Origin of the sequence: Pseudomonas tremae (assembly GCF_023278125.1) — a bacterium.
GTDB classification, from domain to species: domain Bacteria; phylum Pseudomonadota; class Gammaproteobacteria; order Pseudomonadales; family Pseudomonadaceae; genus Aquipseudomonas; species Aquipseudomonas tremae.
The window spans coordinates 672538-695107 of record NZ_CP066270.1 but is presented as its reverse complement, the minus strand read 5'-3'; the positions used below and the strand labels follow the sequence as shown (position 1 = coordinate 695107).

The window sequence follows — 22570 nt, the reverse complement described above, 5'->3', positions numbered from 1 at the left end:
TATACGCACTTTGCCAAGGATCGACAGACGCCTGAGTCAGCGGTTTGCAGCCTCGCGCCAAGCGGCCATAATGGCTGCATCCAGCACTTACATTTTGAACACATTCCTGAAGGATCGTCCGTGAGCCAGTCTTTGATTGCAGCCCTGCAAAACCCTGCCCTGTTCCCTCATCCGGTGGAGAACTTTCAGGTCATCGAAACGCACATTTCGTGGGTTCTGCTGACAGGCCCTTACGCTTACAAAATCAAAAAACCGATGAATTTCGGCTTTCTGGATTTCACCACGCTGGCCCTGCGCGAGCATTTCTGCCGCGAAGAGCTGCGCCTGAACCAGCGCACCACTGACGGCCTGTACCTCGAAGTGCTGGCGATCACCGGCTCGGCCGAAGCACCGCAGCTGGGCGGGGATGGCGAAGTGGTCGATTACGCACTCAAGATGCGCCAGTTTTCGCAGGATGGTTTGCTCAGCACGTTGCAGGCCAATGGCGAGCTGACGACCGCCCACATCGATGAGCTGGCACACCAGATCGCGACATTCCACCTTGACTCGCCGCGCGTGACCAGTGAAAGCGAGCTGGGCTCACCTGACAGCGTCATGGCTCCAGTCATACAGAACTTTGAGCAGATTCGCCCATTGATCAGTGAAGAAGCCGACCTGGCTCAGCTCGACGCCCTGCAAGCCTGGGCCGAATCGAGCTTTGCCCGGCTCAAGCCCCTGCTGACCCAGCGCAAGGCCGGGGGGTTCATCCGTGAGTGCCACGGTGATATCCACCTGGGCAATGCCACCGTGATCGATGGCAAGGTCGTGCTGTTCGACTGCATCGAATTCAACGAGCCATTCCGCAAGACCGATGTGTATGCCGACATTGGCTTTCTGGCAATGGACCTTGAAGACCGGGGTTTGAAATCGTTGTCCAGACGCCTGATCAGTCAATACCTGGAAGTCACCGGTGACTATGAAGGTCTGGAACTGCTCAACTTCTATAAAGCCTACCGCGCCCTGGTCCGTGCCAAGGTAGCGCTGTTCAGTCAAGCCCCGGACGCCGATGGTTTACAGCGTGCGGCGACACTGCGCCAGTATCGCAACTACGCCAACCTGGCCGAAAGCTACAGTGCCATCCCTTCGCCGTTTCTGGTGATTACCCACGGTGTTTCGGCAGTTGGCAAAAGCCACGTGGCAATGCGCCTGGTCGAATCACTGGGCGCCGTTCGTCTGCGCTCCGACATCGAACGCAAACGCCTGTTTGCCGGACGCGATCAGGATATCTACGGCACCGAAGCCAGCATCGAAACCTATGCACGCTTGCACGAACTGGCTGGCAAGACGTTGCGAGCCGGGTTCTCGGTGGTGATCGACGCCACTTATCTGAAGCACGAGCAGCGTGAAGCAGCGGCGAAAATAGCCGAAGCCACCGCCGTACCGTTTTTGATCCTCGACTGCGAAGCGCCACAGGCCGTGATCGCCAGCTGGCTTGCACAGCGTCAGGCACAGAACAATGACCCTTCCGACGCGACACTGGAGGTTATCAAGGCACAGCAAGCCAGTCGCGAACCTCTGAGCGCAGACGAAATTCTGCACAGCAAGAAGGTAGCGACCCACATCAGCGGTGATATGGACAGCCTCGTCGATAACCTGCGCAAGCGCCTGCCTACACTGTAAAACGATGCATGGCCGTTGAGCGGGTAATGCTTCACGGCCATTCAATGATGGCGATATACTGGCGCCATAAATCCAACGCGATCAAGAGGCCGTCATGAGCCAGCCTAAACACATTGACTCACCGCTTTATATGCTGCTGCGCAAGGATGATGTTGAAGGTTTCAATCAGGAAAAACCACGAACCGGCACCATCGATATGGTGGGTGGCGATTTCCGGGGCCTGGACCTGCGCTCACTGGACACCACAGGTATCGATTTTACCGACGCCTACTTCAGGTCCGCCGACCTGCGCGGTCTGGACCTGCGTAACACACCGCTGGAAGGCGCGAGCATCGCCCACGCGCAGATATCGGGGGTCTTTTTCCCTGCGGAATTGTCAGCTGACGAGATTCTGATGTCGGTCAACTTCGGCACGCGCTTGCGCTATCGCATCCGCTGAGCAGAGTTGATAAAGCCCGTAAAAGCACGGGAAAAGAAACGTTGACATACAAATGAGAATCGTTATGATTATCACATCCAGTCGCGAGACTGGCCGGTAGCCTGAAAGACCTTGGTTCGGACTTTCAGATTATCTCCTCATCAGGCTAATCACGGTTTTTGACCCGGCTCTTTGCCGGGTCTTTTTTTGCCCGCTATTTAGCAACCAGCGGCCAAGACCTCAAAAGCCGCCGCTGTTCAATTGAATCAGGCCCAGTCTCGCCAGCAGATCGTCCAGCAAGCTTGAGCCGCCCAGGCGCAATCGGCCAGCATTGACCCACTGCGGACCAAACCGGTCAATGGCCAAGGTCATGTAGGAACGCGCTTCGTCAAACGTACGAATACCGCCTGCAACCTTGAGGCCTGCCTGCCCACCGACATCGGCAATTGCCCCCAGCATGATCCGCGCAGCCTGAGGCGTCACATGGGCAGTCGCCTTGCCGGTACCGGTCTTGATGAAATCAGCACCCGCATCGATCGCATCGCGGCAGGCATCGAGGATCATTTGCGAGTCTCGCAGGTCGCCGGTCTCCAGCGTCGCGGTCAACGTATACCGTTTCCCGCAGAGCGATGCGCAGGCCGCCAACAGCTCGATACCAGCCTGCCGATTACCGCCCTGCAGTGCGCGAAAGGGATAGACGACGTCAATCTCATCGGCCCCGGACATCAGAGACGCACGCACTTCGGACACCACTGAGGCCATGCTGCCGCTGCCATTAGGAAAATTGACGCTGGCAACCACCTTGACGTCCCTCGCCAGCATCCGGTCCAGCGTGGTACGCGCCAGGCACACAAAGCGAGGCTGCACGCAGACGGCAGCGACTGGCCCGACCGGCGTCCATGCTCGTTGGCAGATACCGACAATACGCTGCTCGGTGTTGTCGGTATTAAGGGCAAACAAGTCCAGCAATCCTATCGCCTGGCGCGCAAGCTGCTCCTCAACTGCTGTCAGTGCTTTCATGGCTTTGCCTATCTGTAGGTATTTACAGAACGGTATACCGCTAGGCCGGCTGATGGGCGCCTAAGCCCTACAGCCAGAAATCAGCTACATAAAGACAGGAAGAATCCGACATCACTAGTCACATGAACCCCGCAAGGGCGAGAGCACCAAGAGTCTGTCAAACTGCCCAGGCTGATTGACGGCCTGAACTTGTTCTCGGGAGGCACCTTGATATTCCTTTGCCCATCGCTGCATCTGCCCGAAGCTCAAAGCAAAGGGTTTGAACCGGGTGCGCACAAGCTGCTGGCAGTGCGTCGTGAGGGCAAGGTGTTCATTTATGAAAACCGCTGCCCGCATCGAGGTATCGCTCTGGATTGGCAACCTGATCATTTTCTGGACAGCAGCGCTAGCCTGATCCGCTGCGCCAGCCACGGCGCGCTGTTTTTGATAGAGAATGGCGAGTGCGTAGCGGGGCCTTGCGAAGGACAATCACTGACCGCGCTGGAATGCCGGGAGGACAAGGAAGGGATCTGGGTGGCGCTGCCCCTGAAAGAAAAAGACGCTCACTAAGCGACAGGTAGCGTAAATGCTTCAGTCCGGCCAGTGCAGCTCCAGGCGGCGGTCGATGAACACTTCTTCCGGCGTCAATTGCACACCATAGGCCAGCACCTGAACGCCGGCATCGACAGCGTCGCGCAATGCCGCTGCGTAAGCAGGATCGATCTCCTTGGCCGGCCTTACCGCTTCTATGCCGGTGAGGTTGACGCAATAAAGCAATACTGCCCGAACGCCTTCACGCGCCAGCGATGCCAGCTCGCGAAGGTGCCGCGCGCCACGCTGTGTGATCGCATCGGGAAACGCTGCCACGGCAGAGCCATCGAAACCCAACGTCACGCTTTTCACTTCCAGATACAAATAACCATCGGGGTATTCCAGGCGGAAGTCCACGCGGCTTTTCTCCTGACCGTAGGCCACTTCGCGCTTGAGCGCCGTAAAACCGTCCAGCTCGCTGATCACCCCGGCGCGCAACGCCTCTTCAACCAGCGTATTGGCTCTTGCGGTGTTGATACAGGCGAAACGCCCCTGCGGCGTTTCCGTGATCTCCCACGTGCCCGGCAGCTTGCGCTTTGGGTCATTGGAGCGACTGAACCACACGCGCCCGCCGGGCATCATGCAGTTCAGCATCGAGCCGGTGTTCGGGCAATGGATAGTCAGCAGTTCTCCACTCTCTGTTTCAATATCTGCGAGAAAACGTTTGTAGCGGACCAGCAGGCGACCCTGCTCCAGCTCTGGCGAAAAACGCATCAGGCGCTCCAGCTGCGCAGGCCGCGAGCAATTCGCTCCACTGCCTGTTCAAGGCGCGGCAAGCTTTGCGTATAGGCAAAGCGCACGTGATGGCCTGCCTGAAAGCGGCCGAAATCCAGGCCTGGAGTGAAAGCCACATGCTCGGTTTCCAGAAAATGCCGGCAGAACGAAAAGGCGTCGCCCCCAAACGCAGATATATCGGCGTACAGATAAAACGCACCTTGCGGCTCTACGGCGATACCGAAACCCATTTCCCGCAGGGCGGGTAATAAAAAATCCCGGCGACGGCCGAATTCGGCGCGGCGCTGCTCCAGAATGGCCAGCGTCTGTGGTTCGAAACAGGCCAGCGCAGCGTATTGCGCCATGCTTGGAGCACTGATGTAGAGGTTCTGCGCCAGTTTTTCCAGATCACCCACAGCCTCTGGCGGGGCAACCAGCCACCCCAGACGCCAGCCGGTCATCCCGAAATATTTTGAAAAGCTATTCAGCACAAAGGCATCGTTATCCACTTCCAGCACGCTGCTTGCGTCAACGCCATATGTCAGGCCGTGGTAAATCTCGTCCACCACAAGGTGGCCGTTGCGTGCTTTCAATGCATGAGACACAGCAGCCAGTTCATCACGATCCAGAAGCGTACCGGTAGGGTTGGCGGGCGATGCCAGCAATGCACCGACGCTGTTCTCGTTCCAGTGGCTGGCCACCAGCTCGGGCGTCAGTTGATAACGCTGCTGCGGGCCGACCGGCACCAATTGCGCCTCGCCTTCGATCAAGCGCAAGAAGTGCCGATTGCACGGATACCCCGGATCAGCCAGCAACCAGTGCTTGCCAGGATCGACCAGCAGGCTGCTGGCCAGCAACAAGGCGCCTGAACCGCCCGGCGTGACCAGAATCCGCTGCGGGTCAATATCTAGCCGATAGCGCTGGGCATAGAACCCGGCGATGGCTTCGCGCAGTTGCGGCAGGCCCCGCGCGGCGGTGTAACGGGTCTTGCCGTCCGCCAGGGCTGCCTGCCCCGCTTTTATGATCGGGTCTGCGGTGGTGAAGTCCGGCTCGCCGATCTCAAGGTGAATGACATCATGCCCCGCCGCCTGCAGTTCATTGGCACGTGCCAGCAGCGCCATCACATGGAAGGGTTCGATGGCGCGACTGCGCGCGCTGTAAGGCTGAGCCATGGGTCTTCCTTATAGTGGAGCGGGAGCAAAACATGATTGTCATGACAGCGGGGCATGATTCTACCCGAGCGCCCGGCCGGCATGCTTTGAAAGGCACCCGTGCCGGTCAGCGGATACCGGACAAAAGATAAATACGACGGCGTACAGCAGCTAGAGTTCATTTAAGCGCAGGGCGGTTTGCCAACGGTCATCTTTGCGAGTGCATTACGCCATCATGCTCGACAACCGGGAGTAGCGCACTCCGATTTGTTCTGTTAAGTTCGCCCGCTTGCAGCTGCAGGGCCGACGGGTGTCGGTGATGGAACAATCCTGCGCAATAGATTAGAAGAGTGAGAGGCGGTCCATACATGCCCACCCAAGACAAGCAACAGAACCATCTAGTCAGCGGCTTTCAACCGTACGAGTCCACGAAGGGCGAAGAGTACATGGGTGCGCCGATGCGCGCGCACTTCACCAAGATCTTGAACAAGTGGAAGCAGGACTTGATGCAAGAGGTCGATCGCACGATGACCCACATGAAGGATGAAGCTGCCAATTTTCCTGATCCGGCCGACCGCGCCAGTCAGGAAGAAGAGTTCAGCCTTGAGCTTCGCGCACGCGACCGCGAGCGCAAGCTGATCAAGAAAATCGACAAGACATTGCAGCTTATCGAAGACGAAGAATATGGCTGGTGCGAATCCTGCGGTGTAGAGATCGGCATCCGCCGTCTTGAAGCACGCCCGACCGCCGACCAGTGTGTCGACTGCAAGACGCTGGCTGAAATCAAGGAAAAACAGGTCGGTAAATAACCTGTGGCCGCCTTGAACTGAAAAGAGACGCTTCGGCGTCTTTTTTTGTGCCTGCCAAAATCACGGCTCTCATGATTAGCGTTCCCACTCCACGTGGGAATGCCTTTCGCGACGCTGTGCGTCAGACCGCAGTTCGTTGATCTCAGGTGTTTCGCTTGCCCGCTCAAGGCCGCCCCCCGTAACATCCGGGCCATGAAAAAACCGGCCTACATCGGGCGCTTTGCGCCGACTCCCAGTGGTTATCTGCATTTCGGCTCGCTGGTCGCCGCACTGGCGTCCTATCTGGATGCGCGTGCGGCTGGCGGCCAATGGCTGCTGCGCATGGAAGACCTCGACCCGCCTCGCGAGGTGGCCGGGGCGCAAGCTGCGATTCTCGAAACGCTGGAGCGTTACGGTTTTGAATGGGACGGTCAGATGGTCCGGCAAAGCGAGCGTCATGCAGCCTACGCCGAAGTCCTCCAGCGCTGGTTCAATCATGGCCTGGCATACGCCTGTACCTGCTCACGCAAACAGCTTGAAGCATTTAATGGAATTTACCCAGGGTTCTGCCGCGACGCAGGGCATGCGCCTGAAAACGCAGCCATTCGCATTCGGGTGCCGGAGCTGGAATATCAATTTGAAGACCGGGTGCAGGGCACCGTCAAGATGCACCTGGGACGCGAAAGCGGCGACTTCGTGATCCGCAGGCGTGACGGGCTTTACGCCTATCAGCTGGCCGTGGTCATCGATGACGCCTGGCAGGGCGTTACCGACATCGTGCGCGGCGCCGATCTGCTGGACTCGACGCCTCGTCATTTGTACCTGCAAGAGCTACTTGGCCTGCCTCAGCCGCGCTACCTGCACGTACCGCTCATCACCCAGCCAGACGGCCACAAGCTCGGCAAATCCTATCGCTCGCCGCCACTGCCTGCAGATCAGGCAACGCCACTGTTATTGCGAGCGCTGAGGGCGCTGGGGCAACCGGTTGACGCGCACATGACCGATGGAACCGCTCAGGAAGTACTCGCCTGGGGTCTCCGCCACTGGAACGCCGACCTCATACCCAGACTGCGCACTGTCGAAGAAGCCCGTATAGACTGATCCAGAGCGGTCGCCGAAAACTGCGACGCAAGGATACTTGCAGGTTATCCGGCATCCGTTAACATGCCGCTCCTCATCTACCGGCTCAGGGAGACCAGATGTACATATACCGGTTGGTTTTGCTTCTGGTGGTAGGCATTTACCTGTTCTCCCCGGCCATCATGGACTGGTGGATCGATGCCACCGGCGCGTGGTATCGGCCCTACATGCTGTGGCTGATCCTGATCGTGGTGACGTTCATTCTCCAGAGCCAGCGAGATGCCGATGAGCTTTAGCCTGACGCAGATGCTGTTGGTCAGCGCCGCCTATCTGCTGCTTCTGTTCGGCGTGGCCTGGGTCAGCGAGCGCGGGCTGGTACCGCGCTGGATCATTCGCCATCCATTGACCTATACCCTCTCCCTGGGCGTTTATGCCAGTGCGTGGGCGTTTTATGGCACGGTCGGCCTGGCGTATAAGTACGGCTATGGTTTTTTGTCCAGCTACCTCGGTGTTTCCGGGGCATTTCTGCTCGCGCCTGTGCTGCTTTACCCGATCCTCAAAATTACTCGCACCTACCAGCTTTCATCGCTGGCCGACCTGTTCGCTTTCCGGTTTCGCAGCACCTGGGCTGGGGCGCTGACCACAGTATTCATGCTGATCGGCGTCCTGCCATTGCTTGCGCTGCAGATTCAGGCCGTGGCCGACTCTATCGGCATTCTGACCCGCGAACCGGTGCAGGACCGGGTCGCCTTGGCGTTTTGCGGTTTGATCACCCTGTTCACGATTTTCTTCGGTTCTCGGCATATCGCCACCCGGGAGAAGCACGAAGGTCTGGTATTTGCCATCGCCTTCGAATCGCTGATCAAACTGATCGCTCTGGGCGGCGTCGGGCTCTATGCCCTGTACGGCGTGTTCGACGGTCCGCAACAACTCGAACTGTGGCTACTGCAGAATCAGGCTGCCCTCGCCTCGCTGCACACGCCCTTGCAGGAAGGCCCGTGGCGCACCTTGCTGCTGGTGTTCTTCGCCTCAGCCATCGTCATGCCGCACATGTATCACATGACCTTCACGGAAAACCTCAACCCACGCTCGCTGGTCAGCGCTAGTTGGGGGCTGCCGCTGTTTTTACTGCTGATCAGTCTGGCGGTACCGCTGATCCTGTGGGCCGGGCTCAAGCTGGGCGCCACCACCAGCCCGGAATACTTCACGCTGGGCATTGGCATCGCCGCCAACAGCAAGTCACTCGCCCTGCTCGCTTACATCGGCGGGCTGTCGGCGGCCAGCGGACTGATCATCGTCACCACCCTGGCGCTGTCCGGCATGGCGCTCAACCATCTGGTACTGCCGCTTTACCAGCCGCCAGCCGAGGGCAATATCTACCGTTGGCTGAAATGGACCCGACGCGGGCTGATTGTGGCAATCATCGCTCTGGGTTACGGCTTCTACCTGATGCTGGGCGCTCAGCAGGATTTGGCCAATCTAGGGATCGTCGCCTTCGTGGCCACCCTGCAATTTCTGCCTGGCGTGCTGTCGGTGCTGTATTGGCCGACCGCCAACCGACGTGGTTTCATCGCCGGGCTGCTGGCCGGTATCGCAGTCTGGGTGGTCAGCATGCTGCTGCCGCTCATCGGCAACCTGCAAGGCGTCTACATTCCTTGGCTGAACATGATCTACGTGCTGGACGACACCAGCTGGCATATGGCGGCAATCGCCTCGCTCGCCGCCAACGTGTTGTTGTTCACTCTGGTATCGCTTTTCACCAACGCCAGCCCTGAAGAGGTCAGCGCCGCCGAGGCCTGCGCCGTCGATAACGTGAGCCGTCCGCAACGCCGCGAACTGCACGCTGTATCACCTCAGGAATTTGCCACGCAACTGGCCAAGCCGCTTGGAGCAAAAGCTGCACAAAAGGAAGTCGAACAAGCGCTGCGCGACCTGTACCTGCCGTTCGACGAACGCCGCCCTTACGCCCTGCGCCGCCTGCGTGACCGGATAGAAGCCAACCTGTCCGGGCTGATGGGCCCGAGCGTCGCTCAGGATATGGTGGAAACATTCCTTCCCTATAAGTCCGGCAGCGAAAAATACGTCACCGAAGACATCCACTTCATCGAGAGCCGCCTTGAGGACTACCATTCGCGCCTGACCGGGCTGGCCGCCGAACTCGACGCCCTGCGCCGCTACCATCGCCAGACATTGCAGGAACTGCCGATGGGGGTCTGCTCGCTGGCCGAGGATCAGGAAATCCTGATGTGGAACCGGGCCATGGAGGAATTGACCGGAATCATCGCCAAGCGGGTTGTCGGTTCGCGACTGGACACCATCTCCGAGCCCTGGAAAAGCCTGCTCACCGGCTTCACCAGCGTGCCGGACGAACACTTGCACAAGCAGAAACTCGGACTGGACGGACAGACGCGCTGGCTTAACCTGCACAAGGCCGCCATCAACGAGCCGCTCGCCCCCGGCAACAGCGGGCTGGTGTTGCTGGTCGAGGACCTGACCGACACACAAATGCTCGAAGACAAGCTGGTCCATTCCGAACGGCTGGCAAGTATCGGCCGGCTGGCTGCAGGTGTAGCGCACGAAATCGGCAACCCGATCACCGGCATCGCCTGCCTCGCGCAAAACCTGCGTGAAGAACGCGAAGAAGACGGCGAACTGAAAGAAATCAGCAGCCAGATTCTAGAACAGACCAAACGCGTATCGCGTATCGTCCAGTCGCTGATGAGCTTCGCCCATGCGGGCGCTCATCAGCACAGCGATGAAGCCGTTTGTCTGGCTGAAGTGGCTCAGGATGCTATTGGTCTGCTGGCGCTGAACAGGCGCAATTTCGAAGTACACTTCTACAACCTGTGCAACCCAGAACACTGGGCTGTAGGCGATCCGCAACGCTTGGCACAGGTTCTGATCAACCTGCTCTCCAACGCCCGCGACGCCTCGCCGGCAGGCAGCACGGTCAGGGTCAGAAGCGAAGTGTCCGAGCACACCGTGGACCTCATCGTCGAAGACGAAGGCAGTGGAATTTCAAAGGCAATCATGGACAGATTGTTCGAGCCGTTCTTCACCACCAAGGACCCTGGCGAAGGAACCGGACTAGGCCTCGCGCTGGTCTATTCCATCGTCGAAGAGCATTATGGACAAATCATCATCGACAGCCCGGCCGATCCCGAGCAGCAGCGTGGCACGCGCATTCGTGTGACCTTGCCACGCCATGTCGACGCGACGTCCACCGCGAACTGAGACCGTCGAGAGAATTGAATCAATGCCGCATATTTTGATCGTCGAAGACGAAACGATTATCCGCTCAGCCTTGCGTCGCCTGCTTGAGCGCAACCAGTATGAAGTCAGTGAAGCCGGCTCGGTTCAGGAAGCTCAGGAACGTTTCAGCATCCCCTCGTTTGACCTGATCGTCAGCGACCTTCGCTTGCCGGGCGCTCCGGGCACCGAACTGATCAAGCTGGGCGAAGGCAAACCGGTGCTGATCATGACCAGTTACGCCAGCCTGCGCTCGGCCGTCGATTCGATGAAGATGGGCGCGGTGGATTACATCGCCAAACCCTTCGATCACGACGAAATGTTGCAAGCAGTTTCGCGCATCCTGAGCGATCGGCAGACCGTCAAGAGCCTGCAGGACGAGCGCAGCGCACTCGCCAAAGCGGGCGCTGCCGAAAAAAGTCCGACACAGAATCACAACGGCGAGATCGGCATTATCGGCTCCTGCCCGCCGATGCTGGACCTCTATAGCAAGATCCGCAAAGTGGCGCCTACCGACTCCAACGTGCTGGTCCAGGGCGAATCGGGCACCGGCAAGGAACTGGTCGCCCGCGCCTTGCACAACCTTTCACGCCGTGCCAAGGCGCCGATGATCTCGGTCAACTGTGCGGCCATCCCGGAATCCCTGATCGAGTCCGAACTGTTCGGTCACGAGAAAGGCGCTTTCACAGGGGCCAGCGCCGGCCGTGCCGGGCTGGTCGAGGCGGCAGATGGCGGCACGTTGTTTCTCGACGAGATCGGCGAGCTGCCACTGGAAGCCCAGGCACGGCTGCTGCGCGTGCTGCAGGAAGGGGAAATTCGTCGAGTGGGGTCGGTGCAGTCACAAAAGGTCGACGTTCGCTTGATCGCGGCCACGCACCGTGACCTCAAGACGCTGGCCAAAAACGGTGAATTTCGTGAAGACCTGTTCTATCGCCTGCACGTCATCGCCTTGAAGCTACCGGCGTTGCGCGAACGCGGCAGCGACATACTCGAAATAGCCCACGCGTTCCTGATACGCCAGAGCGCCAAGGTTGGCCGCACCGACCTGAAATTTGCGCCTGACGCCGAGCAGGCCATCCGTCATTACAGCTGGCCCGGCAACGTACGCGAACTGGAAAACGCCGTCGAGCGTTCGGTGATCCTTTGCGAGAACCCGGAAATCACCGCTGACCTGCTGGGTATCGACATCGAACTGGACGGTCTGGACGACGATGAATACATGGGCATGGCCCCGCTGCCTGGCTCTGCGGGCTCGACCGGCAACGAGCCCAGTGAAGACCTGTCGCTCGAGGACTACTTCCAGCACTTCGTGCTGGAGCATCAGGACCACATGACTGAAACCGAACTGGCACGCAAACTGGGCGTCAGCCGCAAGTGCCTGTGGGAACGTCGGCAGCGTCTGGGCATACCCCGCCGCAAAGGTGTGGCCAGCGAAACGTGATACCTGACGCAGGGCTCTGGCACGCGGTGTACAGGGCTCTGTGAAAACTGTTACCTCATGTACTTCACGTAACAAAAGCCGGGTTTATCGGTAACGAATCCCGGTTTTTTTGTGCCTGCAAAAAACGCCGGTAGCCCGCAACGTCCCGGTTTACGGGGGTTGTCTAAAGTTGGCACAGCTTCTGCTATATGCTTAGTACAAGAACAACAACAAGCCGTAAGACACCCACAATAAAAACAACACGAATCGACTCACGCATAACAAGAACAACACGGCGGAGGCGCAGCTAACTGATTCTTTTGGAGAGGAGTTGTATTTGGGGCTTGCCCCGCAACCAGGCCGAGAACAACAAAAACTACCCTTAGGTAGAGCCTGAACTGGTTGGATCGAATGATCATTGCAACACAGCGACCAAAGCAATCCGTTTGCTCTTGACTCCCGACTGGGAGGTTTCACAGCCGACAGTCTCGTGAAAGGGCACTCAACAAAAACAAGAAGCCCATACAGAAAACAATAATAAAGAGCACACACTTTGGGGGAGCTTCGGCTCCCCCAGTAGCTTCCCGGTTCTATACGCGCCGTACTTTGCCCCTTCCGCGACAGCTTCCTACACCATCCCTCGACTAAATGCTAGAATCCCCGCCCATCATGCGGTCATTCCACGTTTTTGGCCGAATATTCCTTCAAACAGTGCATCCCATGCTGAAGAAGTTGTTCCAGTCATTTCGCTCCCCACTGCGCAAACCGCAGCAACATACGCGTACCACGCCTGAAGTGCTCAATAGCAGTCAGCACTCGCTGCAGCGCAGCCAGTTCAGCCGTTATGCCGTCAACATTGTCGAGCGCCTGCAGAATGCCGGCTACCAGGCCTATCTGGTCGGTGGCTGCGTACGTGACATGATGCTCAATATCACGCCCAAGGATTTCGACGTCGCCACCAGTGCAACGCCTGAACAGGTAAGGGCCGAGTTCCGCAATGCGCGGATCATTGGCCGCCGGTTCAAGCTGGTGCATATCCACTTCGGTCGGGAAATCATCGAAGTGGCGACGTTCCGCGCCAATCATCCACAGGATGACGAGGAAGAGGACAGCAACCAGTCTTCGCGCAACGAAAGCGGACGCATCCTGCGGGACAACGTTTACGGCACACTTGAAGAGGATGCCCAGCGTCGCGACTTCACGATCAACGCGCTGTATTACGACCCGGTCAGCGAGCGTGTGCTGGATTACGCCAACGGCGTACATGACATCCGCAACAAGCTGATCCGCCTGATCGGCGATCCTGAACAGCGTTACAAGGAAGACCCGGTGCGCATGCTGCGTGCAGTGCGCTTCGCTGCCAAACTTGATTTCGGCATTGAAAAACACAGCGCCCAGCCGATCAGTACACTGGCTCCCATGCTGCGTGATATCCCCTCGGCACGCCTGTTCGAAGAAGTCCTCAAACTGTTCCTCTCGGGCTACGCGGCTCCCACCTTTGAAATGCTGGTGGACCTCGAGCTGTTCGACCCTCTGTTCCCGGCCAGCTCCAAAGCGCTGGAATACAACCCGACGTATACCCACACACTGATCAGCAATGCCTTGATCAACACCGACTTGCGCATCAAGCAGAACAAACCGGTTACTCCGGCGTTCCTGTTTGCCGCCCTGCTCTGGCCTGCACTGCCAGCCAAAGTACTGCGCGCCCAAGAGCGCGGCATGCCGCCGATTGCCGCCATGCAGGATGCTGCTCACGAGCTGATCATCGAGCAATGCCAACGCATCGCGATCCCCAAGCGCTTCACGCTACCGATCCGCGAAATCTGGGACATGCAGGAACGCCTGCCGCGTCGTTCAGGCAAGCGTGCCGACCTGCTGCTGGACAACTCGCGTTTCCGGGCCGGCTACGACTTCCTCCTGCTACGCGAAAGCGCAGGTGAGCAGACTGACGGTCTGGGTCAATGGTGGACCGATTACCAGGACTGCAACGACAGCGAACGTCGCGACATGATTCGTGACCTGAGCAACAAGCCGGAAGCCGCAGGTGCTGCTCCGCGCAAGCGTCGTCGCAGCAGTGGCGCCAAGCGCAAGCGCAGCAGTGGCGAGGCGCAAAGCGGTGAATGAACCGCTGTTGACCACTGAACGCGTGTACATAGGCCTGGGCAGCAACCTTGCTGACCCGGCCGAGCAATTGCGCAGTGCCCTCAAGGCGCTGGCCCGGTTGCCCGATTGCACGCTAAGTGGTGTCTCTTCATTCTATGTCAGTGACTCGCTCCTGCCCGGTCAACCGCGCTATACCAACGCTGTCGCAGCGCTGGACACTGCCCTGCCGCCGCTGACGCTGCTTGACGCTCTGCAAGCCATCGAGCTGGATCAGGGACGTGAGCGCCACGAGCGTTGGGGCCCACGTACCCTTGACCTCGATATTCTGCTGTTCGGCGACCGACTGATCGACGAGCCGCGCCTCAAAGTGCCGCACTACGACCTGCACTCCCGCGCCTTCGTGCTCTATCCACTGGCCGAGCTGGCCCCCGCGATGGTCCTCGCCGATGGGCGCGAGCTGCCTCGGTTGCTGAGTGAATGCCCTTTCACAGGCCTCGAGCGCCTGCCTGCCGAGGCTTGAAGCCCAGCCTTGTGTCCACGGGTGTAACCGGTTCGGCACACAGGTAACACCTTCAATTGACTTAACGCCCCCTCCTCACGAAGATAGGCCTCCCGCCGCTGCCACACTGGCGAACGGGCGCGAAACAGGCCTTTTGCAAAACACCGCGACACGACGGTGTGCCTGCTTTTCCAGGATGACTCTCACGCGCTGAGCCCCCATTGCACAGTGCCTGATGGAGAACTTTACATGCCGAACATAACCGTTACGTCGCTGCTGGCCATGAAGCAGAAGGGTGAGAAAATCACCATGCTGACCTGTTACGACGCAACCTTTGCCCACACTGCCTGCCAGGCCGGTGTCGAAGTGCTGCTGATAGGCGACTCGCTGGGTATGGTCCTGCAAGGTCATGACAGCACACTGCCAGTGACCACGGCCGAAACGGCCTACCACGTGGCGTGTGTGAAACGGGGCAACCAGGGCGCGCTGATTCTCGCCGACCTGCCGTTCATGGCCAACGCCACGCTGGAGCAGACCTTCATCAACAGTACGACGTTGATGCAGGCCGGTGCGCACATGATCAAGGTCGAAGGCGCCGCCTGGTTGGGCGAGTCGATTCGCTTGCTGGCAGAGCGCGGGATTCCGGTCTGCGCGCACATGGGCCTCACGCCACAGTCGGTCAATGTGCTGGGCGGTTACAAGGTTCAGGGCCGCCTGGAAGCACAGGCCCGACAAATGCGCGCCGATGCCATTGCGCTGGAGCAGGCCGGCGCCGCAATGATCCTGCTGGAATGCGTGCCAAGCGAACTGGCCGAAGAGATCACTCTGGCAGTGAAAATTCCGGTGATAGGCATTGGTGCCGGCAGCGCAACCGACGGTCAGGTTCTGGTGCTGCACGACATGCTGGGCCTGTCGATCAGCGGGCGCGTCCCCAAGTTCGTGAAAAACTTCATGGTTGGTCAACCTGACATCCAGTCGGCCATTCAGGCCTACGTGAACGCCGTCAAGGACGTCAGCTTTCCGGCCACCGAACACGGGTTCTCGGCATGAACACAGTAAAGACCGTTACAGAACTGCGCGCGGCGGTTGCGCAGGCACGTCGTGAAGGCAAGCGCATCGCCCTGACGCCGACAATGGGCAACCTGCACAGCGGCCACGCCACACTGGTCGCCAGCGCAGCGCAGTGCGCAGACTTCGTGGTCGCGAGCATTTTCGTCAATCCACTGCAATTCGGCCCCAAGGAAGACCTGGCCACCTACCCGCGGACCCTCGCCGCCGATCAGGAAAAACTCGTCCAGGCCGGCTGCGATCTGCTGTTCACGCCCATTGTCGAAGAAATGTACCCCGATGGCATGGCCGAGCAAACGCTGGTCAGCGTTCCGCACCTGTCGCAGGGGCTGTGCGGCGCCAGTCGCCCCGGCCACTTCGAGGGTGTCGCGACGGTGGTCAGCAAGCTGTTCAATATGGTGCAGCCTGATCTGGCGATCTTCGGCGAGAAGGATTTCCAGCAACTGGCGGTGATCCGGGCAATGGTCCGCGACCTGAACATGCCGATCGAGATCTTGGGCCAATCTACCGTGCGTGCCGATGATGGCCTGGCATTGTCTTCGCGCAACGGCTACCTGTCCGACGAGCAACGCGCCATAGCGCCTGCCCTGTATCAGGCGATCTGCCAGACGGCCGACGCGATCAACGCAGGCGAGCAGAATTTCGAGACACTGCTGGCAGACAAGAAGCAGCAGCTTGAGGCCGTCGGTTTTCGCATCGACTATCTGGAAATACGCAATGCAAGCAACCTGCGTCCGGCGACTGCGCAAGATCGCGACGTGGTCATTCTGGCCGCTGCCTTTCTGGGCAAGACCCGTCTGATCGACAATCTGCACCTGACCAAAGGCTGAAAGGATCCACTGGCCGATGAACTAAGCCACGTCAGTAATGCCCTATCGATACAGGTTGCGTGAACCACAACCCAAAGTATTTGAGTGAAACCCCGATAACTTGTGTGCGAAAAAGTACCGGGGGCAGGTAGGGCGAGGCGCAGACAAACAGGTGTGCGAAGGGTAGTCTGCTATGTATAGCCAATGAGAGCTTGCGACCTCGCTCTAAAAATATCCAAGCCCGAACCCGTTAAAGGAAACCCGCAGCGATGGCGTACTACCGCAATCCTTCCGATGTGACCGCTTTGCCCGCCTGGCAAGCATTGAACAAACACCGTCAGGCCATGCAGAATTTCAGCATGCGCGAAGCGTTCAATACCGATCCGCAGCGCTTCAACCAGTTCACGCTCAGCAGCGCCGGCCTGTTTCTCGACTATTCGAAAAACCTGATCACCACCGAGACTCGCGACCTTCTGGTCAGCCTGGCCGGTGAAGTGGGTCTCAAGGACGCGATCAAGGCTCAGTACGACGGCGAACTGGTCAACTCCTCCGAAGGTCGCCCGGCACTCCATACTGCACTGCGCCGCCCGGTGGGTGACAAGCTGAAGGTCAACGGCGTCGATGTGATGCCCGACGTACACCGCGTGCTCAATCAGATGACCGAGCTGGTCGGCCGCATTCATGACGGCCTGTGGCGCGGTTACACCGAAAAGCCGATCACAGACGTGGTCAACATCGGCATCGGCGGCTCGTTCCTCGGCCCGGAGCTGGTCTCTGAAGCACTGGTGGCCTACGCGCACAAAGGCGTTCGCTGCCACTATCTGGCAAACATCGACGGCAGCGAGTTTCACGAGCTGTCGATGAGGATTCGCGCCGAGACCACGCTGTTCATCGTTTCGTCGAAGTCCTTCAATACACTGGAAACCCTGAAAAACGCACAAGCTGCACGTGCCTGGTACCTTGCGCAGGGTGGCTCGGAGGTCGAATTGCATCGTCACTTCATCGCAGTCTCCAGCAACAATGCGGCTGCGGTGGCGTTCGGTATCCGCGAAGAAAACATCTTCCCGATGTGGGACTGGGTCGGCGGTCGCTACTCGCTGTGGTCAGCAATCGGCCTGCCGATTGCGCTGGCCATCGGCATGTCCAACTTCAAGGAACTGCTGTCCGGCGCCTACACCATGGACCAGCATTTCCAGAGCGCACCTTTTGAGCAGAACATGCCGGTATTACTGGCGCTGCTGGGTGTCTGGTATGGCAACTTCTGGAACGCGCAGAGCCACGCGATCCTGCCGTACGACCACTACCTGCGCAACATCACCAAACACTTGCAACAACTGGACATGGAATCCAACGGCAAAAGCGTTCGCCAGGACGGCACGCCGGCACTCACGGATACAGGCCCGGTCATATGGGGTGGCGTGGGCGCCAACGGCCAGCACGCTTACCACCAGTTGCTGCACCAAGGCACACAGATGATCCCGGCTGACTTCATTGTGCCGATCGTCAGCTTCAACCCGGTTGCCGACCACCATCAGTGGCTGTACGCCAACTGCCTGTCGCAGAGCCAGGCCCTGATGATGGGCAAGACCCGCGCCGAAGCCGAGGCCGAGTTGCGTGAAAAAGGCATGGCTGAAGATGAGGTGCAGAAACTCGCGCCGCACAAGGTCATCCCTGGTAACCGCCCAAGCAACACGCTGGTGGTAGAACGCATCAGCCCACGTCGTCTCGGCGCGCTGGTGGCCATGTATGAGCACAAGGTGTTTGTACAAAGCGTTATCTGGGGCACCAACGCGTTTGACCAGTGGGGTGTGGAACTGGGCAAGGAAATGGGCAAGGCTGTGTATCAGCGTCTGACCGGTGGCACTGAAGAGCCTGCTGACGACGCATCGACACAAGGCTTGATCAACTACTTCCGCGGCCGTCACCGCGGCTGATTTGCCCCTTCCATGATTATCGTTCCCGCGCTCCGCGTGGGAATGCAGCTCGTGACGCTCCCGCGTCACGAACTGCGTGGCAACGCTGGAGCATTGGCACGATAGTCATCCAGGCACACGTCAGTTGTACCTGATATTCCCTCCCCGATGCCCGAGCACGACATGGAATTCATCCGTACCCGCATCGAAAACCAGGTAATCAGCCTTACCGGCCTCACTCTCGGGCAACTGGATCTGGAGAACCCCAAGGGCGACCCCGGTCTGTTCGGCCCGCAAGCGGTGTGCTGGGAGGTGCATGGCGACTTTACCAGCATGCTGGTCGGTGGCATCAGCGCCTTGATGCTGCAGGCGCTGCACCCGCTGGCGCTCGCTGGTATCTGGGACCACTCCAGTTTTCGTCAGGATATGCTCGGGCGCTTGAGACGCACCGGGCAATTTCTGTCCGGCACCACCTATGGCTCCACACTGGACGCCAACTGGTTGATCGACAAAGTACGCGCCATCCACCTGAACATCAGCGGCACAGCGCCAGATGGACGGCCCTACGCGGCCAGCGATCCAGAGTTGCTGACTTGGGTGCATGTGGCGGAAGTCAGCAGCTTTCTGGCCGCACATTTGCGCTATCACGATCCAGACCTGTCGCTGGCGGATCAGGATATGTATTACGCCGAGACAGCGCTGGTCGCCGAGCGGCTGGGCGCGTGCGATGTGCCACGCTCCCGTCAGGCCATCGCGGACTATCTGGAAGGTATTCAAGGCGATCTGGTATGTGATGATCGCAGTCGCGAAGTGATGCGCCTGCTGCTGGATGCGCCGGCATCCAACTGGCTGGCCAAGCCTTTTGGTGTATTGATGATGCGCGCTGGCGTCGACTTGCTGCCGGTCTGGGCCAGCGAGATGCTCGATGTCACGCAAAGCCCTCTGCAGCGCAAGATCATCCGGCTGGGCGTCAACAGCACCGCGCCTTTAATGCGCTGGGCAGTGCGCAATGGATCGGCGCAACGCGCCAAGCGTCGCATGGGCCTCTGAGCAGCAGTTGCAAAGACGCTGCAAAATATGACCGAGGGGTTCGCGATTGGAACCTGTCTCCCCATCTGTGCCACCATGAGCCCTCAATAACAATGAGGATCAGCACCATGCATGACGTCGTTATCGTCGCTGCCACCCGCACCGCCGTGGGCAGCTTCCAGGGCTCACTGGCGACCATTCCAGCGGTCGATCTGGGCGCTGCTGTCATACGCCAGCTCTTGGCCCAGACCGGCGTGGACGGCACGCACATTGATGAGGTCATCATGGGCCAGGTGCTCACCGCCGGAGCGGGTCAAAACCCGGCACGACAGGCGGCCATCAAAGCGGGCCTGCCCTTCTCGGTCCCGTCCATGACCCTCAACAAGGTGTGCGGCTCAGGCCTCAAGGCCCTGCATCTGGCCGCTCAGGCCATTCGTTGCGGCGACGCTGACATCATCATCGCCGGTGGCCAGGAGAACATGAGCCTGTCCAACTACGTCATGCCCGGCGCGCGAACCGGTCTGCGCATGGGCCATGCTCAACTGGTCGACACCATGATCAGCGATGGCCTGTGGGACGCATTCAACGATTACCACATGGGCGTCACCGCTGAAAACCTGGCGCAAAAATACGACATCAGCCGCGAGGAGCAAGACGCTTTTGCCGCGCTCTCCCAACAGAAAGCGATCGCTGCCATCGAAGCCGGACGCTTTGCCAGCGAAATCACCCCGATCCTGATTCCGCAGCGCAAGGGCGACCCCGTTTCCTTCGCCACAGACGAGCAGCCCCGTGCCGGAACGACAGCCGAAACGCTGGGCAAACTCAAACCTGCTTTCAAGAAGGATGGCACTGTCACCGCCGGTAACGCCTCGTCGCTCAACGACGGTGCGGCCGCCGTAATGCTGATGAGCGCCAGCAAAGCCGAACAACTGGGCCTGCCGGTGCTGGCGCATGTCGCAGCCTACGCCAATGCAGGCGTTGACCCGGCCATCATGGGCATAGGCCCCGTGAGCGCCACCCGTCGCTGCCTGGACAAGGCTGGCTGGTCACTGGACGAGCTGGACCTGATAGAAGCCAACGAAGCCTTCGCTGCACAGGCGCTGTCGGTAGGCAAGGAACTGGGGCTTGACCCGCAAAAGCTCAACGTCAATGGCGGCGCCATTGCCATCGGCCACCCGATCGGTGCATCGGGCTGCCGCGTGTTGGTGACGCTGCTGCACGAGATGATCAGGCGTGATGCAAAGAAGGGCCTGGCCACGCTGTGCATCGGTGGCGGCCAGGGTGTAGCCCTCGCACTGGCGCGCTGAGGGCATTCGTACTCTGCAGGGTCAGGCGCTGGCAGGCGCCACGTCCAGCTCTGCAGCTTCCGGCCGTTTGATCAGCGCATAAATCACGCCTGTGACCACACTGCCGACCACAATCGCCAGCAGGTACAACAGCGCATGATTGATCGCGTTGGGGATCAGCATCACGAACAGACCACCGTGCGGCGCCATCAGTTTGCAGCCGAAGTACATCGACAACGCGCCAGTCAGCGCACCGCCCACGACACTGGCGGGAATGACTCGAAGCGGGTCTTTGGCAGCGAACGGAATGGCACCTTCGGAAATGAAGCACAGCCCCAGCACGAACGCGGCCTTGCCGGCCTCTCGCTCGCTTTGAGCGAACTTGCGACGAGCCAGAAGGGTCGCGATGCCCATACCGATTGGCGGCACCATACCGGCGGCCATCGCTGTGGCCATCGGTGCGTAGCTCTGTGAGGCCAGCAGGCCGACGGAGAACGCGTAGGACGCCTTGTTGATCGGACCGCCGAGGTCGACGCACATCATCGCGCCAAGCACCACGCCCAGCAGGATCGCATTGGTAGTGCCCATGCTGTCGAGGAAGTGGGTCAGCGCCTCGAGCATGCCCGCGACCGGCTTGCCGACCACGTAAATCATCACCAGACCGGTGAACAGGCTCGACAGCAACGGGATGATGAGGATCGGCTTGAGCGCTTCGACGCTGACAGGCAGACGTGCATAGCGATTGATCGCGGCAGCACTGTAGCCAGCGAGAAAACCGGCGATGATACCGCCGATGAAGCCCGCACCCAGCGTACTCGCCAGCAAACCTCCGATCATCCCCGGCGCCAGACCCGGACGATCAGCAATCGAATAGGCGATGTAACCGGCCAGCAATGGCACCATCAGTTTGAACGCCGCTTCCCCGCCGATCTGCATCAAGGCGGCAGCCAGCGTGCCCTGTTCCTTGAACGCATTGATGCCGAAGACGAACGACAGGGCGATCAGCAGACCACCTGCCACCACCATCGGCAACATGAACGACACACCGGTCAGCAAGTGCTTGTAGACGCCCGCCTTCTCTTGCCTGGCAGGCGAGGCGGCATTGGACGAAGCGGATTCCACCTGACCTTCCGCCAAGGCTTTTTTCAGCGTCGCGTCGGACTGTTTCAGCGCAATGCCAGTGCCGCAGCGGTAGATTTTTTTGCCTGCAAAGCGGTCGGTGTTGACCTCGATATCGGCAGCCAGCAGCACCACATCAGCGTCGGCAATGGCCTGAGGGCTGAGCGGATTGCGTGCGCCGACCGAGCCTTGGGTTTCGACCTGCAGGTCGTAGTCCAGACGCTTGGCCGCCTGCTGAATGGCCTCGGCGGCCATGAACGTGTGCGCAACGCCGGTCGGGCAGGCAGTGATCGCGACAATGCGCGGTTTTGCACCCGTGGCGCCTGCGGCTTCGGGGGCTGCAGTTTGCGAGGCGACATGAACCTGCGCGTCCTGCGCGGCACGCTGCAGAAAGCCATCAACGTCCTGCAAGGCATGAGACGGTGAATCCTGAAACAGCCGCTTACCGACGAACCGGCTCAAATCTACCGGCCCGGTGTTGACCACCAGCACCAGATCGGCGGCTTCGATATCCTGTGCGGAAAGCTGACGCTCTGCCTTGTTGGGGTCGATGATTTCTACACTGGTTTCCCAGCCCTGACGCAATGCCGCCGCTTCGAGTAACCGTGCGCTGAGTACGCTGCTGACCTTGCCGTTCGGGCAGGCCGTAACTATGGCTAACTTCATGACGATCCT

The 22570-nt window shown here is 59.5% G+C and carries 19 protein-coding genes; 15 read left to right on the top strand and 4 right to left on the bottom strand.

Annotation, left to right across the window (positions count from 1 at the left end; genetic code table 11):
* Positions 1 to 120 precede the first annotated feature (120 nt).
* Entirely contained in the window at positions 121 to 1659 is a 1539-nt protein-coding gene (locus I9H09_RS03095; RefSeq protein ID WP_122347767.1) for a bifunctional aminoglycoside phosphotransferase/ATP-binding protein, read from the top strand.
* Positions 1660 to 1753: 94 nt separating this feature from the next.
* Positions 1754 to 2098: a pentapeptide repeat-containing protein gene (locus I9H09_RS03090; protein ID WP_005895773.1), complete on the top strand. Its 345-nt coding sequence runs from the start codon at positions 1754 to 1756 to the stop codon at positions 2096 to 2098.
* 219 nt (positions 2099 to 2317) lie between these two features.
* Here the strand turns inward: I9H09_RS03090 and deoC are convergent, their stop codons facing one another.
* Entirely contained in the window at positions 2318 to 3097 is a 780-nt protein-coding gene (gene deoC / locus I9H09_RS03085; RefSeq protein ID WP_005895770.1) for a deoxyribose-phosphate aldolase, read from the bottom strand.
* A gap of 207 nt (positions 3098 to 3304) precedes the next feature.
* Between deoC and I9H09_RS03080 the strand changes: the two genes are divergently transcribed.
* Positions 3305 to 3646, top strand: a complete 342-nt coding sequence (locus tag I9H09_RS03080) for a Rieske (2Fe-2S) protein (RefSeq protein ID WP_054998412.1) — start codon at positions 3305 to 3307, stop codon at positions 3644 to 3646.
* A gap of 21 nt (positions 3647 to 3667) precedes the next feature.
* Here I9H09_RS03080 and sfsA read toward each other — a convergent pair whose 3' ends face one another.
* Positions 3668 to 4381 (bottom strand): DNA/RNA nuclease SfsA, encoded by a 714-nt coding sequence (sfsA, locus tag I9H09_RS03075; protein WP_005895765.1) that lies wholly within the window; start codon positions 4379 to 4381, stop codon positions 3668 to 3670.
* Positions 4381 to 5553 (bottom strand): pyridoxal phosphate-dependent aminotransferase, encoded by a 1173-nt coding sequence (locus I9H09_RS03070; protein ID WP_122347769.1) that lies wholly within the window; start codon positions 5551 to 5553, stop codon positions 4381 to 4383. The genes sfsA and I9H09_RS03070 overlap by 1 nt, the downstream gene beginning before the upstream one ends.
* A 347-nt stretch (positions 5554 to 5900) precedes the next feature.
* Here I9H09_RS03070 and dksA point away from each other — a divergent pair, with 347 nt between their 5' ends.
* From dksA to I9H09_RS03010, 12 genes are all read left to right on the top strand, one after another.
* Entirely contained in the window at positions 5901 to 6341 is a 441-nt protein-coding gene (gene dksA, locus I9H09_RS03065; protein ID WP_024669647.1) for an RNA polymerase-binding protein DksA, read from the top strand.
* Positions 6342 to 6533: 192 nt separating this feature from the next.
* Positions 6534 to 7421 (top strand): tRNA glutamyl-Q(34) synthetase GluQRS, encoded by an 888-nt coding sequence (gene gluQRS / locus I9H09_RS03060; protein WP_122347770.1) that lies wholly within the window; start codon positions 6534 to 6536, stop codon positions 7419 to 7421.
* Positions 7422 to 7519: 98 nt separating this feature from the next.
* Complete coding sequence (locus I9H09_RS03055; RefSeq protein ID WP_002552060.1) at positions 7520 to 7696, top strand: hypothetical protein; 177 nt, start codon at positions 7520 to 7522, stop codon at positions 7694 to 7696.
* Positions 7680 to 10634: a sensor histidine kinase gene (locus tag I9H09_RS03050; RefSeq protein WP_024669649.1), complete on the top strand. Its 2955-nt coding sequence runs from the start codon at positions 7680 to 7682 to the stop codon at positions 10632 to 10634. The genes I9H09_RS03055 and I9H09_RS03050 overlap by 17 nt, the downstream gene beginning before the upstream one ends.
* A gap of 22 nt (positions 10635 to 10656) precedes the next feature.
* Complete coding sequence (locus tag I9H09_RS03045) at positions 10657 to 12090, top strand: sigma-54-dependent transcriptional regulator (protein ID WP_005895744.1); 1434 nt, start codon at positions 10657 to 10659, stop codon at positions 12088 to 12090.
* A 699-nt stretch (positions 12091 to 12789) separates the two neighbouring features.
* Entirely contained in the window at positions 12790 to 14193 is a 1404-nt protein-coding gene (locus tag I9H09_RS03040) for a polynucleotide adenylyltransferase PcnB (RefSeq protein WP_122347398.1), read from the top strand.
* The gene (gene folK / locus I9H09_RS03035) at positions 14186 to 14692 is read left to right on the top strand and encodes a 2-amino-4-hydroxy-6-hydroxymethyldihydropteridine diphosphokinase (RefSeq protein ID WP_122347399.1); all 507 of its coding nucleotides are present in this window, start codon (positions 14186 to 14188) and stop codon (positions 14690 to 14692) included. Before I9H09_RS03040 ends, folK begins: the two co-directional genes overlap by 8 nt.
* Positions 14693 to 14920: 228 nt before the next feature.
* Positions 14921 to 15721 carry a 3-methyl-2-oxobutanoate hydroxymethyltransferase gene (gene panB, locus I9H09_RS03030; protein ID WP_005895735.1) on the top strand — a complete coding sequence of 267 codons (801 nt, stop codon included), beginning with the start codon at positions 14921 to 14923 and terminating at the stop codon, positions 15719 to 15721.
* Positions 15718 to 16569: a pantoate--beta-alanine ligase gene (gene panC, locus I9H09_RS03025; protein ID WP_122347400.1), complete on the top strand. Its 852-nt coding sequence runs from the start codon at positions 15718 to 15720 to the stop codon at positions 16567 to 16569. Before panB ends, panC begins: the two co-directional genes overlap by 4 nt.
* 248 nt (positions 16570 to 16817) lie before the next feature.
* The gene (pgi, locus tag I9H09_RS03020; protein WP_053932138.1) at positions 16818 to 18482 is read left to right on the top strand and encodes a glucose-6-phosphate isomerase; all 1665 of its coding nucleotides are present in this window, start codon (positions 16818 to 16820) and stop codon (positions 18480 to 18482) included.
* A 162-nt stretch (positions 18483 to 18644) separates the two neighbouring features.
* Positions 18645 to 19511 carry an oxygenase MpaB family protein gene (locus tag I9H09_RS03015; protein WP_122325101.1) on the top strand — a complete coding sequence of 289 codons (867 nt, stop codon included), beginning with the start codon at positions 18645 to 18647 and terminating at the stop codon, positions 19509 to 19511.
* A gap of 107 nt (positions 19512 to 19618) precedes the next feature.
* On the top strand, positions 19619 to 20797 hold the full coding sequence (locus I9H09_RS03010; RefSeq protein ID WP_122325102.1) for an acetyl-CoA C-acetyltransferase: 1179 nt from the start codon (positions 19619 to 19621) through the stop codon (positions 20795 to 20797).
* Between the two features lie 21 nt (positions 20798 to 20818).
* Here I9H09_RS03010 and I9H09_RS03005 read toward each other — a convergent pair whose 3' ends face one another.
* The gene (locus tag I9H09_RS03005) at positions 20819 to 22561 is read right to left on the bottom strand and encodes a PTS fructose-like transporter subunit IIB (protein ID WP_122325095.1); all 1743 of its coding nucleotides are present in this window, start codon (positions 22559 to 22561) and stop codon (positions 20819 to 20821) included.
* Positions 22562 to 22570: the final 9 nt, after the last annotated feature.

Coding starts and splice junctions, on each gene's coding strand:
- I9H09_RS03090 (WP_005895773.1), top strand. CDS start 1,754: ATGAGCCAGCCTAAACACATTGACTCACCGCTTTATATGCTGCTGCGC.
- deoC (WP_005895770.1), bottom strand. CDS start 3,097: ATGAAAGCACTGACAGCAGTTGAGGAGCAGCTTGCGCGCCAGGCGATA.
- sfsA (WP_005895765.1), bottom strand. CDS start 4,381: ATGCGTTTTTCGCCAGAGCTGGAGCAGGGTCGCCTGCTGGTCCGCTAC.
- I9H09_RS03070 (WP_122347769.1), bottom strand. CDS start 5,553: ATGGCTCAGCCTTACAGCGCGCGCAGTCGCGCCATCGAACCCTTCCAT.
- dksA (WP_024669647.1), top strand. CDS start 5,901: ATGCCCACCCAAGACAAGCAACAGAACCATCTAGTCAGCGGCTTTCAA.
- gluQRS (WP_122347770.1), top strand. CDS start 6,534: ATGAAAAAACCGGCCTACATCGGGCGCTTTGCGCCGACTCCCAGTGGT.
- I9H09_RS03055 (WP_002552060.1), top strand. CDS start 7,520: ATGTACATATACCGGTTGGTTTTGCTTCTGGTGGTAGGCATTTACCTG.
- I9H09_RS03050 (WP_024669649.1), top strand. CDS start 7,680: ATGCCGATGAGCTTTAGCCTGACGCAGATGCTGTTGGTCAGCGCCGCC.
- I9H09_RS03045 (WP_005895744.1), top strand. CDS start 10,657: ATGCCGCATATTTTGATCGTCGAAGACGAAACGATTATCCGCTCAGCC.
- I9H09_RS03040 (WP_122347398.1), top strand. CDS start 12,790: ATGCTGAAGAAGTTGTTCCAGTCATTTCGCTCCCCACTGCGCAAACCG.
- panB (WP_005895735.1), top strand. CDS start 14,921: ATGCCGAACATAACCGTTACGTCGCTGCTGGCCATGAAGCAGAAGGGT.
- panC (WP_122347400.1), top strand. CDS start 15,718: ATGAACACAGTAAAGACCGTTACAGAACTGCGCGCGGCGGTTGCGCAG.
- pgi (WP_053932138.1), top strand. CDS start 16,818: ATGGCGTACTACCGCAATCCTTCCGATGTGACCGCTTTGCCCGCCTGG.
- I9H09_RS03015 (WP_122325101.1), top strand. CDS start 18,645: ATGGAATTCATCCGTACCCGCATCGAAAACCAGGTAATCAGCCTTACC.
- I9H09_RS03010 (WP_122325102.1), top strand. CDS start 19,619: ATGCATGACGTCGTTATCGTCGCTGCCACCCGCACCGCCGTGGGCAGC.
- I9H09_RS03005 (WP_122325095.1), bottom strand. CDS start 22,561: ATGAAGTTAGCCATAGTTACGGCCTGCCCGAACGGCAAGGTCAGCAGC.